Raw genomic sequence first — 12093 nt, 5'->3', positions numbered from 1 at the left:
ATTACGTTAGACGGAATTTACGCTGAGCTTAGTGCTTAAGGTTCTGTCTATGTAGACCGATAAACAAAAAAAGAGCAGTTATGAAACTGCCCTTTTCTAATTATTGGTGGTTGATCAATTTATTCGTTTTTGTTCTGTATATTCACACTTGAACGATCTTTTATTAACGAGCAACCATGCTTGCTGCGATAACCACCAGCAGTACTGAGAAGATTTTCTTAATCGTTGGAACCGGTAAATGGTTGGTGGCTTTTGCGCCTAACGGAGCCGTAAACCAAGACGTGCACACAATACCCAACAGCGCAGGCAGATAAACAAAGCCAGCAAAGCCATCTGATAGAGCAAAGTGGCTGCTGCCTGAACTGATGTAACCTATCGAGCCAAACAACGCGATCACAATGCCACAAGCCGAGGCACAACCGATGGCCTTTTTCATATCGACAGAGAAGAACGTTAATAGCGGAACCAGCAATGCTCCGCCACCAATACCTATCATGGCAGATAAGCCACCCGTAATGGTTGTCAGAACCGTTAATACACCTTTATTCGGTAGCTTTCGCTCTTTAGGCGCGTCACTTTTACTGCTTAAGAACATCTTGATCGCAATAAGAACCACGCTCACAGCAAACACGATACGAACAACCTTTTCAGGTAATAACGCCGCCATAAAACCACTAACCAAAGCACCTAGAGCAACACCCAACATGATCCAAGGTGCCAAGTCCCAAGGCACGTTGCCGTTCTTGTGGTGAGCGAGCGCAGAAGACGTTGAAGTAAATAGAATCGAGGCCAGTGAGGTCGCAATCGCAGCGACAACAACTTGGTCAGACGGTAGAACTTCTAAATACAGTAAAATGCTGCTTAACACAGGAACAATGATCAGCCCTCCGCCAATACCTAACAAACCGGCTAGAAACCCAACACCACTGCCCAGTAACGCACAGTAGAAAATCAACAACAGCAATTCACTCATTTCATCCATCTCTTAATTAAATTAATCGTCTTAAATAACACACTATTAATGCGGTTATATTTCCATCAAGCTAATTAATATAACTGACACCGACTAAAATATTCAAACAGAATAGATCATGAATATTCCTCATGTTGAATGTGAAGTAATACCATTGTTAATGGTCAACCTATCAACGTATAAAAACCTTAAGCGATTAACTTTATACGACATTAATTCTACTAAGCATTAATTTCAGACAGCATAGCCTTCGATTCTTAATCCGGTCACAAGCAAAAAATAAAAGCCGTTTTAATACTAAAGACCGAGAGAATCAGAAAAAAAATTGGGATACCAAATCAGCATGAATAAAGAATTTAATTTTACGATTAAGAGCATTAGCCTCGACGAAAACTACCAGCCTGCAGACAGCACGCGTATCACTACCAACTTTGCTAACCTGGCTCGCGGTGACAGCCGTCAAGCGAACTTACGCAATGCACTACAAATGATCGATAACAGTTTCAACGCGTTAGCGCACTGGGATAACCCTAAGGGCGACCGCTACTCTGTTGAGCTTGAAATCATTTCTGTTGATATGGATATTGAAAGCAACGGCGAAGCATTCCCTTCAATTGAAGTGCTGAAAACCAATATTGTAGACCGTAAAACTAACGAGCGTATTGAAGGCATTATCGGAAATAACTTCTCTTCTTATGTTCGAGATTATGACTTTAGCGTACGTCTATTGGATCATAATAAAGGCCAAGATAAATTCAGCATTCCAGAAGATTTTGGTGACTTACACGGTAAGCTTTTTAAATATTTCGTTAACTCTGACGCTTACAAAAAGAACTTTAATAAACGACCTGTTATTTGCTTAAGCGTGTCAGATAATAAAACCTATTACCGCACTGAAAACCAACACCCAGTATTAGGTTTTGAATACCAACCGAATGAGTCTTCTTTAACTGAACAATATTTCAAAAAGATGGGCTTACAGGTTCGTTATTTCATGCCGCCTAACAGTGTTGCACCTTTGGCCTTCTATTTCTTTGGTGATCTGCTGAACGACTACTCGAACCTAGAGCTTATCAGCACCATCAGCACAATGGGTACGTTCCAGAAAATCTACCGACCTGAGATTTACAACGCGAACGCGGTTGCGGGCAACTGTTACCAACCAAACTTGAAAAACTTGGATCACTCGCTGACTCAAATTGTGTACGACCGTGAAGAACGAAGCCAGCTAGCTGTTGAACAAGGTAAATTCGCAGAAGAGAAGTTCATTAAGCCATACCAATCAGTTCTAGAGAACTGGTCGGCAAATTACGCACTTTAATCGTCTATTGCGCTCTCAAACCACCCAAGGATAGGCAATATTATTATGAAAACACTATTACCGACTTCAACAGCGGGCAGCTTGCCGAAACCGTCTTGGCTTGCACAACCAGAGACGCTTTGGTCGCCATGGAAACTTCAAGGCGATGAACTCACAGACGGCAAACAAGATGCGCTGCGTGTCTCTCTGCACGAGCAACAGCAAGCAGGCATTGATATTGTGAGTGACGGCGAACAAACACGTCAACACTTTGTAACGACCTTCATTGAACACCTGAATGGCGTTGATTTTGAAAAGCGTGAAACCGTTAAAATCCGCGACCGTTACGATGCGAGTGTACCGACGGTTGTAGGCCCAGTTTCTCGTCAGAAATCTGTGTTTGTTGAAGATGCGAAGTTCTTACGTCAGCAAACCGACCAACCGATCAAATGGGCTCTGCCGGGCCCTATGACCATGATTGATACACTTTACGATGCGCATTACCAAAGCCGTGAAAAACTGGCGTGGGAATTTGCAAAGATCCTCAACGAAGAAGCCAAAGAACTTGAAGCGGCAGGCGTGGATATTATTCAGTTCGATGAACCTGCGTTTAACGTGTTTTTTGATGAAGTGAACAATTGGGGCATCGCTTGTTTGGAAAGAGCCATTGAAGGGCTTAAGTGCGAAACAGCAGTCCATATTTGTTATGGCTACGGCATTAAAGCGAATACGGATTGGAAAAAGACATTAGGCACCGAGTGGCGCCAATACGAAGAAGTCTTCCCTAAGCTGCAGCAATCGAATATCGACATTATCTCTTTAGAGTGTCACAACTCTCATGTACCTCTTGAGCTGCTTGAGCTCGTACGAGGCAAGAAAGTAATGGTCGGTGCGATTGATGTTGCAACCGATTCGATTGAAACACCGGAAGAAGTGGCTAGCACTCTACGTGAAACACTTAAGTACGTTGATGCCGACAAGCTCTACCCTTGCACCAACTGCGGCATGGCTCCCCTACCTCGCGAGATAGCCTCAGCGAAGCTTAATGCGCTAAGTGCTGGCGCAGAGATCGTTCGTAAAGAGCTTTCAGCGTAACGCTTTCCTAAAGAACAAAAACTATGCCTTTAAGCCTAAGTATCATATTGATGCTTAGGCTTTTTGTTATGTGAGTTAATGAGCTTTACGCGCTGCTTACCAGGTTTTATCTAGGTCTTGAGCATATAAAGAGATCGCTCGTTGGTACTCTTTAATCGCATCGCTATTCGTCGTGGAAACTAAAAGCTCAAGTAACAGCGATGTCGCTTCTTTATGGCGACCTAGTTCGACACGCTAACATACGGCTCCATTCTTCTTTGCTCATTGCGCCTTTAGAAAGGTAAATATTGTGTTTCTGCATTGCACCTTTCGTGTATGAAAGCTTGATGAATGAGCCAATTTCAAACGGAAGAAAGCTACGCTGTAAAGTCACATCACAAGCAACGCCATTTAAACGTACATGACCGTTCGTGATTTCAAACGAGCTATCGCGAAGCTTCCACCACAACATTAGAATTTTTATTAATGGAGGAACACAAATTATCAGCCCTATGGTTAGCAGCGATGAACGATCACCGTCTGATATCCAATAGACAAGACCTAGTGCAATAACAATAAACAGCAACTCTGAAAATAAGTATTTAACAAAATTTAGTTGGATACGGTTATCCATGACACTCTCTCAATGATGACCCTAAAGGCAGCTCCATTTCAACGAGCCCTTTCACTTCAGACAACTGAGTAAAACCTTTTGATTGATAAAGCTTAATGGCGGGGTTCTCACTGAACACGCGCAACACTAACTGAGCCGATGCTTGATTGTTCGCATGTTCAATAGCCAAATCGAGACACTTAGAGCCAAAACCTTGACCTTGACAGTCAGCTAATATCTGCAAGTCCCTAAGAAACGTTGTACCACTAGCGTAACTGAAGCGAACAACACCAATACGGCGATCCCCCACATAAATTTCATAGTTATCCAGCTCATCCCAGCTGCGTAAAAACTGGCTATGACCCCAAGCGATTCCACGAGCTTGATAGTAACTCGCCATATTCGTTTTGGTGATCGATTCAGCGAACTTAGGCTCTGAACCTTTGACCAACCTTACTTCCATATTGTGTCCTTTGTTTTCAAATCACATCTGAATACGGCATAGCAAAATGCCGTATATGTTGAATCATTTTTAGGTACATACTGGTTTCACTTCCTTCCATTGTGTATCCCATTCTTCGCCTAACAAATTAGAAAGTTTTTCACAGTCGTATAGATAGCGAAGACTATCTTTACAGTACGCAGTAAGTATTTCAGTTAACTGACCAGACGCTTTTTCGTTGTCTTTGAGTTTTCCGTACATCATCAAACCAGTCCTAAAGGTGTCTTGATCGAGGTCAGACGCTTGCTTCGATAACATCCCAAAGGAAATAGCGTTAATAGACAGGGCTAATGCAATCGCATCGCCTTCATCTCCCTCTAATTCACAAGCACTATAACGAGCTAACAAGTTCGATGTTTTAATTAATGGGGCAAGGTCTTTTGTATTTGCATATTTATAGGTTTCAAAACCTTGCCGCACCGCAGCTTTATGACTGTCTTCAATGCTCACAACATAGTCTGTCAAAACATGTAAGCTCGCATATGCACCTAGCCCGAAAGCCACAATGAACACGGCGATTAATCTGATCACTTATCTCTCCTAAAAGAACCTTGTGCTGGTTAATTTTAAACGGCGTCTTGTAGTAACAACCCTACTTGCCATCGACCTTTTCTAGAAACCAACTTCCTTGGCACGGCCCATTGGTTAAGTGCCATCGGCCGTCAAATCTACTGCCACTGCCACGTGCGGAAAAACGATAATCCCATTGGCGATGTTTAGCATATAAACGTAAGTCGCCGTTTTCCGTCACCCAACCCTCTAACGGTGTTCCATTGTAGGTAAGCCTTAGAGTAGCCTTACCCTCACGAATAGTTCCGGTGATGGTTGTGCGTTCACACATATTATTGCCAGTGGTGTTAATACGGCGGCCTAGCCACTCACCGTCGAAATCGATAGAAGGAACAAATTGGGGACTATCAGGAAGTTTAGGAAACGACTCGGAATTACTGGACCCGAACCACTGAAGCTCACGACCAACAAGGAAGAAGACAACAAAGCCGATTGATATCGCTATCACAAATCCCTTTTTCATTAGCCTCTTCCTAATCCGCTGACCTTAAGAAAAGAACCCTAACATAATGAAAAGTAATAACTTACCATCAGTTTAATTAACTTTGATATATTCCACAAATTGCATTCAAATGTTGAATATAGAGAAAGCGGCATCGTACAAAATACCGCGCATTGAGAATCAATTATGAGCAGTGCCGGAAGCTCTGCACAGAAAAACCCTAACCTTCCAAGGCATTGCGCCAATACTGAACGGTTTTATCCGACACCAACCCTGTCTCGGTCGCCGCTGATACTAAAAAGTCACATAACCGAGCCGCAACCTCTTCATTACCCAACAAGTACAAACTGCGAATGGCTCGCGTTAACCTTAGCTGGTTATGGTCATGATTCTTTAACCATACGTGATTAGCCGGGCTAAGTGGTAACGATGAAGATATTTCACTCCCGTTTCGCTGCATACCCCAAAACTCAAGCATCAGGTCAAGCACTTGTAGATGAGCTGTGCGGAGCGCTTCTGAATTAGCAAAAAGCACCTTATCTTCTTGAGTAACCAACGGGGCATGTTGATTAAACTTAGTCCCCTCATCTATTGGGAAGAACACTTGAATGTACTTATGGTCATGCTCCAACCAAAAATGATTGTAAGCCAATAACTGTTCTATATTTCGACCAAATTTATCCGGCGCTTCACCAGATATAAAGCGAGCAATCTCACTCATTTTAAAATCCTACTGACTATAAACCCCCACTTGTGGGCGAATGCATTATTACGCAGTAAGCCGTGAAAAGCCTAGTCCTTTACGTTGTAAGTACCGATTTGGCTTAGAACTCCACGTCCCACGCGTTAGGAATCACTTTTGAATAATTTCGACTTACTTTTCTAACAAACGACACGGGAACTCTGCGACACATTTTAGCTCTGCTGTATGTTCAGGGAATCGTTCCTGAAGAAAACACAATGCATCCGTTGGCGTTGGCGTAGCGTATGAGTTTTAGACTAAAGCCAGCAACCAGTGTGTTAATAACTGAGTACCAAAACCTGAACGACTAAAAGAGGTAGGTAAAATAAGCAGCGAAAGATTACATCTTTCACAGACAAAATCCTTCAGAAAGCGTCCTTCGGTGCATAGAATTTCAAGCGACTTACACTAGTGAATAATGTAAGTCGCTAACATAAGAGGCTAACGCAAGCGTCTCAACACAACCTGCTGGTCGAGCTCATTCTGATAGTCCGTGTAATCAAGCCCTTGATCAAATATGTACTCAGTGACAAGAGTACGAATGCACTCAACCAATGTGCTTGCTTGCCAAGGCTTTTCAAAGTAACGGTCGATGCCTGCTGCATTAATCGCATTGATGGTATCGGTATGAGTGGCCTGCCCCGTAAGAAGAATTTTCTTTGTATTCGGAAAGCGGCTGTCATGGAACACTTCAGTGAGTAACTCCACCCCCGTTTTCCCTGGCATCACATGATCAGACACGATGACGGTAATGTGTTCGCCTTCTGCGTCAAGTTCATCAATGAGATCAAGCACTTCTTGCGCTGATTCACAATCTTCAATATTCAGCCAACTCGCCAGCGGCTCTAAATCTTGTACCACTGCGCTCAGTACTTCTCTCTGGTCATCGACACAGATTAAATTAAGCTTCTCCATGTTCACCCTCTACTGGTAACTTGATTCTAAATACAGTTTTAGAAGCATCACTTTTCACAATGATACTTCCGCCATAACCCGCCACAATCCGCTTAACTACTGATAAACCCAAGCCCAATCCAAACGATAAACCACCTTTTTTAGTGGTGAAGTTGGGCTGAAATATCTTTCTACGAGTCCCCTCGTCTATCTCAGGGCCGTTATTCGTAATCGTAACTAATATTCTTTTCTTACTTAATCTGGTTTGAATCTCTATTGCGGCATCGTCTGAATTCGACATTGCATCACAAGCATTCTTTACAATGTTGACCCAAATCTGAACGAGCTCTGTTTTCGAGCCTTTAAAAGTCGGCAAATCTGCAGGGCTCAATCGCACAGATACTCTACGCAACTCACTTTGTAACAACGATAAGGCATGGTTAATGGAGTCATTAATATCAACCGCTTCTTCGGTGTCAATATCAACTCTGCCAAGTTGTTTAACCGATTTTACGATGCCCACAGTGTGTCTAGATGCCAAACGTAAATCATGTAAATCACAGCCCATTTGCCAAAAGCGAATCGCTTCTTCTGGGTTTTTCAGCCAATGTTTTGAAATAACGTCTGTTGCATATGAAGCGTCAATTGGAATCGCCTTCGCAAGAGAGCGAGCAATGTTTTTGTCTAAACCATATTTTCTTTCAAATTGTCGCCCACGTGTTCGTGCTTCTGACGACGACGTTTTCTGACCATGCATTAACCCAAAATCGAAAAATTGACTGGCTTCTGGATGCACTTCTTCAAGCAGATCCATGATGACCGTTTCAAGTCGACCAGATTTACTATTTACGACACCAATAGCGTTGTTAAGCTCATGAGCAATCCCTGCAGCCAATTGACCCAAGGTCGTCATTTGCTCAGCAGTATGTAACTTCTCTAGCGCTTTTTGTTTCGCTATCGCTTCTTGTGTTGCGCGGCGTTGACGACGCGACAACTCATTGACAATTACAGGTGTGAACTGTGCGGTAAGAGGACCAAATTTACGTTCATCTTCTGCAGGCGTGTCTTTATCGATCCACGCTAACTCAACATCGGTTTTAGCAACAACCGTTGAAGATGCTGTCCAATTACCTGAAAAGAAGCTATGAACGCCTATAAAAGCCCCACTACCCGCGCTAAATACTCGCACTTGCGGTGTATTCGCATCGGTATAAAACCCTTCCAGTTCTCCACTAAACACATAATATAAACGAGTGTTTAACGCTGATTGTTCAATAATGGTGTTACCGGCACAGCACGTCACCCGACGTTCTGTTTGGTTAAAATAGCGCTCGATCAGTGCTTCTAGCTTTTGTTGATACACGTATCGTTATCCTATGTGACCAATTGAATGTAGCACCCACACCATAACAAAACTCAGTAGCACACCAACCACACCCAAAATAATACCGATTCTGGCCATTTGATTACTTTGCACATGACCAGTGGCATGAGCCAACGCATTCGGTGGCGTACTGATTGGCAGCGACATACCTAATGAAGCGGCAAAAGTCACAACCAAAATTAACGTTAGCTCACCGCCTAGTGGCGTGAGTGAAGCCATAGACGAACCTAATGCAGCCATAATTGGCATTAACAAGTTAGCCGTTGCGGTATGAGACATAAAGTTTGCCATTACCAAACACAAGAACGCCGCTCCGAACAACACCACATAGGGTGAGTAGCTATCAAACGGAATACTGTGTACCACGAGCTTTGCTAAGCCAGTTTTATCGAGCGCTAAACCAAGCGCAATACCACCTGATACAAGCCACAATACGTCCCAAGAAATTTTCTTCAGGTCTTCTTTATTGATGATCCCTGTGAGTGAGAACACAGCGACAGGAATCAGAGCGACGGTGTAAGAGTTCATGCCATGGCTTGAACCCATTAACCAAAGAATGATGGTCAGCGCAAAAGTGACGTACACCGCAATGGCTTTAGGCGTTTTAAGGAATTTACCTTTGATGCTTAGCTCGATTTTCTTTTGGTCAGCTTTGTACATAAAGCCTATTAAAAACCACGCTAACGCCATCATAATCACAACAAACGGCACACCAAATGCCATCCATTCACCGAACGTAATGAGGTTATCGCCAACTAAATATTTAAGTGCGATAGCGTTCGGAGGGGTACCGATCGGGGTACCAATGCCACCGATGTTAGCGGCAACCGGGATACAAAGCGCAAACGCTACACGACCGGGGTCTTTCGGACCAAACACAGCCAGTACCGGCGTTAAAATAGAGAGCATCATTGCCGTTGTTGCCGTGTTAGACATAAACATCGAAAAGATACCAGTGATCAACATTAAGCCGAGCATCACAAACTTTGGGTCTTGTCCAAATGGCTTCAACAACACGCGAGCTAAGTTTACGTCTAATCGATATTTAGTGGCGGCCATCGCTAAGAAAAAACCGCCCAAAAACAGCATGATGATTGGGCTGGCGAATGTCGCCATGATGTCGCTGTATTTTAACAACTCACCAAAATGTTCCTGCCCATGCTCAAACCTTAAAAAGATCAGCCCTTTATCTGACAACATCAACAATTGCAGAACGATAATAACAACAGACGTCGCGTGGATCGGGATGGGCTCGAACACCCAGCACAATGCCGCTAATAAAAAGATCGCGATAACGCGTTGTTGAATAATCGTAAGGCCTTCAAATGGAAACGCTGATAGCGGCATTACGAGGATAATGAAAGGAATTAAAATAGGGATAATGTATTTAATATAGGGGCGCATAGCACAAAAACTCTTCCTGAGATAACAACTACTTAGAAATTAGATTTAAAGTTCTAATTTAGTCCGACAACGAATTATCGACCTCTTATCACTATCTCACTATCGGCTAGATCAATGATTACGTAATCGCGATACCCCCTTTTTCGTTTCTGTGCGCTACCTCTACGTTTGTATGTAATTTACTGGTGCAATTAAATTCCGAGAAACAAAAGGCAAACGTTCGCCTTTGCGTGGGAGATCCGTAATATGTGAGCCATATTTGACACCTGACTGGTTTTCAGAAGTAAAGAGCATAGCTGCATTATCGAGTAGCTCTTTTTTTCAATTTGAGATCTGATTCGCGTGTAAGTTGTACTTCTGCGCTAACTAGACTGATAACGTTGCATAAGTTAAATGCAACGTCCTAATTAAACTCACTTTTCTAACAGACGACACTGATACTCGGCAATGTGCTTTAACTCCAATGTGTGTGTAGGGAATCGTTCGTGAAGAAAGCACAATGCATCCGCTAGGGTTATCTGGTGTAGATTCGACGTATACCCAAAAACCAATCGGTGGACATTGTCATAGAGCTCATCTGAATTATCCGAGCTTTGACACTGCGCCAAGATAGCTTGATCAATCTCATCATCAGGATCTTCCAAAGGGTTATTGGCCTGTTGATAGAGATTAGAAAGCATTGCGTCATATTGCTCTTTCGACAGCTCTTCCTTACAACGTAATATCCACGTAAGCGTAATTAGGTTATGCCCAAAGAAACCAAACTGTTTGAAGCATGCTTGTAATACGCTATTGAGCTCTACGAATTCGCTTGTGTCGGTGTTTCGGTCACCGTCAGAACGAGTCGATGTGACAAATTCAGTGAAGCGGTTAAGGAATGCGAGAACTTGAGACGGCTCTAGCTCACGGTAAACACGATTCAGCGCCAATAAGATAGTCACATTGTGGGAAAGGTATTCGCTTGTTTGAGAAGCCTGCGAAACGTAATGCGAGAAGATATCTTGAAAGCCCTTATTCTCATGCCACTGCATTAAAGCAGCATACGCCGCTGGGTATACCCCATTATCCAATATCCTGTGAATACGAAAATCTGAGAACTTTGGCGCTTGCACCATTACAGAGTACTCGCCTAACACTTCAATCTCAGTTTGGTCTATCAGCTCACTCGTTTTAAGCCACACATTGTCTGTTTTAGCGAAATAGTTGTTAAGGTGATTCGAAGCCAAATAGGCTTTTAAAGAATGAGGTTGATGGATGCTGGCACTGCTATAAAGTGCCTTTTCCAATAGTTGGTCGCTTGTCATGTTTCCTCCGTGAAACGTACCCCTTAACTCTATGCTGAGAGATGGCACCATGTGGGATGAAAATACAGCCAAAAACTAATCATTGACGCCATAGTCGTTTGTTATGTAACTTCTTCCAAGTTGAACGATACTTGGTATTTCACTAACTTTACATTGCTTAAGGCTTTAGCACCAAACACCACCCTTTTGTCGAAATCTGAAGCGACAAGAATACCTCTTATATTTGATGTATTTGATGATTCCGAAAGACAGCCAATATAGCCTAACAGCTGCCCTAGCGCTGAATCCTTTGCTTTCCCTGCTTTCAGCTCAATAACGACCAATTGGTCGGTTTTATCTTTGGCAAGTATATCTATACGCCCAGCATCAAGTGCATACTCAATCCCACCCTCTACGACCGATAGACCGTCCTCGATATCTGAAATATTTCGAGCTAGGTAAGAATGAAGGTCTTTTTCTAAGGACAGGCTGGCATCTATTGACTCTTGAACGTCATTATCCTCATCAGTAGCCTCGACAGAGGTAAACCCCGGAACTTCAATCTCACCACGCTTAATTTTCGATTTATACCAAGCGTAATGCGTTTTCTGCCACTTACTTGTAGGGAAGTTTTCCAAAACTAGAGCTGTTAATTTCTCGAAAGAAGGAAAAGTGCCTTCTGTTGCACAGACATCAATTACCAGTTCCTTTATTGTTGAATACTCCATAACTTTCTCCTTGTTACATAACGCCCGCTTAAGTGGAGAGCAACGCAATGCGATGTTTCCGCACACCACCGTAAACACTAAAGTAAACGCATGTTAAAAATGCCACGCGTTGCAAATCCGCCTTAAAACGTTTGTATGGATAATAAGCGCTCCAATCGGGTAATGTGAGACCCAGGCTTTAGCT

The 12093-nt window shown here is 43.1% G+C and carries 13 protein-coding genes; 2 read left to right on the top strand and 11 right to left on the bottom strand.

Features of this window, described 5'->3' with window-relative positions:
• Positions 1-163 precede the first annotated feature (163 nt).
• Complete coding sequence (locus ACED41_RS21050) at positions 164-973, bottom strand: sulfite exporter TauE/SafE family protein (protein ID WP_371725624.1); 810 nt, start codon at positions 971-973, stop codon at positions 164-166.
• A 343-nt stretch (positions 974-1316) separates the two neighbouring features.
• Between ACED41_RS21050 and ACED41_RS21045 the strand changes: the two genes are divergently transcribed.
• Positions 1317-2294, top strand: coding sequence for a DUF1852 domain-containing protein (locus ACED41_RS21045; RefSeq protein ID WP_017064213.1), 978 nt, complete (start codon positions 1317-1319; stop codon positions 2292-2294).
• A gap of 45 nt (positions 2295-2339) precedes the next feature.
• Positions 2340-3368, top strand: coding sequence for a methionine synthase (locus tag ACED41_RS21040; RefSeq protein WP_017062410.1), 1029 nt, complete (start codon positions 2340-2342; stop codon positions 3366-3368).
• A gap of 211 nt (positions 3369-3579) precedes the next feature.
• Here ACED41_RS21040 and ACED41_RS21035 read toward each other — a convergent pair whose 3' ends face one another.
• From ACED41_RS21035 to ACED41_RS20990, 10 genes are all read right to left on the bottom strand, one after another.
• Positions 3580-3981 (bottom strand): hypothetical protein, encoded by a 402-nt coding sequence (locus ACED41_RS21035; RefSeq protein ID WP_017062409.1) that lies wholly within the window; start codon positions 3979-3981, stop codon positions 3580-3582.
• Positions 3974-4423 (bottom strand): N-acetyltransferase, encoded by a 450-nt coding sequence (locus tag ACED41_RS21030; RefSeq protein WP_136973884.1) that lies wholly within the window; start codon positions 4421-4423, stop codon positions 3974-3976. Before ACED41_RS21030 ends, ACED41_RS21035 begins: the two co-directional genes overlap by 8 nt.
• A gap of 69 nt (positions 4424-4492) precedes the next feature.
• Entirely contained in the window at positions 4493-4993 is a 501-nt protein-coding gene (locus ACED41_RS21025) for a hypothetical protein (protein WP_017064207.1), read from the bottom strand.
• 61 nt (positions 4994-5054) lie between these two features.
• Complete coding sequence (locus ACED41_RS21020; RefSeq protein ID WP_017062406.1) at positions 5055-5495, bottom strand: hypothetical protein; 441 nt, start codon at positions 5493-5495, stop codon at positions 5055-5057.
• Between the two features lie 199 nt (positions 5496-5694).
• Positions 5695-6195, bottom strand: coding sequence for an opioid growth factor receptor-related protein (locus ACED41_RS21015; protein ID WP_017062405.1), 501 nt, complete (start codon positions 6193-6195; stop codon positions 5695-5697).
• Between the two features lie 462 nt (positions 6196-6657).
• Positions 6658-7131 carry a response regulator gene (locus ACED41_RS21010; protein ID WP_017062404.1) on the bottom strand — a complete coding sequence of 158 codons (474 nt, stop codon included), beginning with the start codon at positions 7129-7131 and terminating at the stop codon, positions 6658-6660.
• Positions 7118-8473, bottom strand: coding sequence for an ATP-binding protein (locus ACED41_RS21005; RefSeq protein WP_371725623.1), 1356 nt, complete (start codon positions 8471-8473; stop codon positions 7118-7120). The genes ACED41_RS21010 and ACED41_RS21005 overlap by 14 nt, the downstream gene beginning before the upstream one ends.
• 6 nt (positions 8474-8479) lie before the next feature.
• The gene (locus ACED41_RS21000; RefSeq protein WP_371725622.1) at positions 8480-9898 is read right to left on the bottom strand and encodes a DASS family sodium-coupled anion symporter; all 1419 of its coding nucleotides are present in this window, start codon (positions 9896-9898) and stop codon (positions 8480-8482) included.
• Positions 9899-10311: 413 nt separating this feature from the next.
• On the bottom strand, positions 10312-11202 hold the full coding sequence (locus ACED41_RS20995) for a hypothetical protein (protein WP_371725621.1): 891 nt from the start codon (positions 11200-11202) through the stop codon (positions 10312-10314).
• A gap of 101 nt (positions 11203-11303) precedes the next feature.
• On the bottom strand, positions 11304-11909 hold the full coding sequence (locus tag ACED41_RS20990) for an endonuclease NucS domain-containing protein (RefSeq protein ID WP_371722226.1): 606 nt from the start codon (positions 11907-11909) through the stop codon (positions 11304-11306).
• Between the last annotated feature and the right edge of the window lie 184 nt (positions 11910-12093).

The sequence above is a fragment of the Vibrio sp. 1F255 genome (assembly GCF_041439145.1).
In the GTDB taxonomy this organism is placed as follows: Bacteria; Pseudomonadota; Gammaproteobacteria; order Enterobacterales; family Vibrionaceae; genus Vibrio; species Vibrio crassostreae_C.
The sequence above is the reverse complement of the archived record's forward strand: the minus strand, read 5'-3'. Positions and strand labels throughout refer to the sequence as shown.

What these genes read in the sequence shown, in the direction of transcription:
- ACED41_RS21010 (WP_017062404.1), bottom strand. Translation starts at nt 7,131, where the DNA reads ATGGAGAAGCTTAATTTAATCTGTGTCGATGACCAGAGAGAAGTACTG.
- ACED41_RS20990 (WP_371722226.1), bottom strand. Translation starts at nt 11,909, where the DNA reads ATGGAGTATTCAACAATAAAGGAACTGGTAATTGATGTCTGTGCAACA.
- ACED41_RS21045 (WP_017064213.1), top strand. Translation starts at nt 1,317, where the DNA reads ATGAATAAAGAATTTAATTTTACGATTAAGAGCATTAGCCTCGACGAA.
- ACED41_RS21035 (WP_017062409.1), bottom strand. Translation starts at nt 3,981, where the DNA reads ATGGATAACCGTATCCAACTAAATTTTGTTAAATACTTATTTTCAGAG.
- ACED41_RS21000 (WP_371725622.1), bottom strand. Translation starts at nt 9,898, where the DNA reads ATGCGCCCCTATATTAAATACATTATCCCTATTTTAATTCCTTTCATT.
- ACED41_RS20995 (WP_371725621.1), bottom strand. Translation starts at nt 11,202, where the DNA reads ATGACAAGCGACCAACTATTGGAAAAGGCACTTTATAGCAGTGCCAGC.
- ACED41_RS21020 (WP_017062406.1), bottom strand. Translation starts at nt 5,495, where the DNA reads ATGAAAAAGGGATTTGTGATAGCGATATCAATCGGCTTTGTTGTCTTC.
- ACED41_RS21015 (WP_017062405.1), bottom strand. Translation starts at nt 6,195, where the DNA reads ATGAGTGAGATTGCTCGCTTTATATCTGGTGAAGCGCCGGATAAATTT.
- ACED41_RS21030 (WP_136973884.1), bottom strand. Translation starts at nt 4,423, where the DNA reads ATGGAAGTAAGGTTGGTCAAAGGTTCAGAGCCTAAGTTCGCTGAATCG.
- ACED41_RS21040 (WP_017062410.1), top strand. Translation starts at nt 2,340, where the DNA reads ATGAAAACACTATTACCGACTTCAACAGCGGGCAGCTTGCCGAAACCG.
- ACED41_RS21050 (WP_371725624.1), bottom strand. Translation starts at nt 973, where the DNA reads ATGAGTGAATTGCTGTTGTTGATTTTCTACTGTGCGTTACTGGGCAGT.